Origin of the sequence: Kineococcus indalonis (assembly GCF_009906395.1) — a bacterium.
In the GTDB taxonomy this organism is placed as follows: Bacteria; Actinomycetota; Actinomycetes; order Actinomycetales; family Kineococcaceae; genus Kineococcus; species Kineococcus indalonis.
Genome location: NZ_JAAALM010000806.1, coordinates 1 through 1,204, shown reverse-complemented (window position 1 = coordinate 1,204; position 1,204 = coordinate 1). Strand labels below are relative to the sequence as shown.

Here is a 1,204-nt window from a genome sequence, read left to right as displayed (position 1 = left end):
GACCTGCTGTCCTCCGACGCGCGGGGCGGCGCCGCGGGGTCAGGCCTGCCCGAAGGCCGCCTCCCACGGGCGCAGCAGCACCGCCCGCGCGTCGGAGGACAGCAGGTCGGCGACCACCTCGGCGTGCACGACGCCGCTGACGACGTTCCACAGCCCGCTCGCGCCGTCGGCGGCGTCCAGCCCGCCGGCGCGGAAGGCGCGCACCGCGAGCAGCTGCGCCACCGCGGCCGTGCGCACGCGGCCCGACAGGTGCACCGCCCAGGAGGCGTCGTGCACCGCGCCCGCCCACTCCCCGCCGCTGGGGCGGTGCGAGCCGGACACCGCGCGCAGGCACGCGCGGTCGGTGCCGTCCAGGCGGGCCAGGCGCTCCAGCACCGCGCGCACCCCCTCCTGCGCGGGGCCGAGGTCCTGCGGGGACTCCGGCAGCGGCGCCAGGTCGCGCGCGGCCTGCAGGTACGGGCGGGCCAGCACCCGGCGCACGCCGTCGGGGAGGCGCTCGCCCAGGTAGGCGGACACGGCGGCGTCGGCGAGCACGTCCCCGGCCCGGCCGGCGGACTCGGTGCGCAGGCGCGGGCCGCCGTCCAGCGGCGCGCTCCACGTCCAGTCGAAGACGTCGTGGTGCACCAGGCGCACCAGGGCGTCGGCGTCGGCGATGGGCGAGCCCTGCAGGACGCGCAGCACCCCCTTCTCCACGCGCGGGCCGGCGACCTCGTCGGCGAAGACGCCCTCGGCCAGGCCGGTGGCGACCTGGTCGAGCACGTCGGTGATCTGCGGCACCGCGTCGGCGGCCCGGCGCACCTCGTGCCAGGCGCCCGCGCGCGCGTCGGCGTCGTGGTGGGCGGCGAGCACGTCGATCTCGCGCGGGCCGCAGTCCAGGGCGCGCAGCAGGACCTCGGCGGCGGAGTCGCCCGCGGGCAGGCGGACCAGGTCGAAGCCGAGCACCGGTGAGCTCACGAGCGAGTAGTGCATGGTGGTCGTGCCTCCCGGGCCGTGCGCCGCCGCGCCGCCCGGGCGGGCGGTGCGTCTGACCACCCTGGACCGGGCGGTGTCCCGACACACTGGCACCGCGTGTCGGCCTCCGCCATGCACCGTCACGCGGACGGGTGCGTCGGGGACCCCGGACGGTGCACGCTGCGCAGCCGCGCTGCTCCGTCCGGGGGGACGGGCGGGCGGTGCGGTCGTAACGTCGTGCCATGGCGGGCGG

At 79.2% G+C, this 1,204-nt stretch carries 1 protein-coding gene; it reads right to left on the bottom strand.

The features are described from left to right. Positions 1 to 39 precede the first annotated feature (39 nt). The gene (locus GTR00_RS21245; protein ID WP_205706358.1) at positions 40 to 1,032 is read right to left on the bottom strand and encodes a hypothetical protein; all 993 of its coding nucleotides are present in this window, start codon (positions 1,030 to 1,032) and stop codon (positions 40 to 42) included. Positions 1,033 to 1,204: the final 172 nt, after the last annotated feature.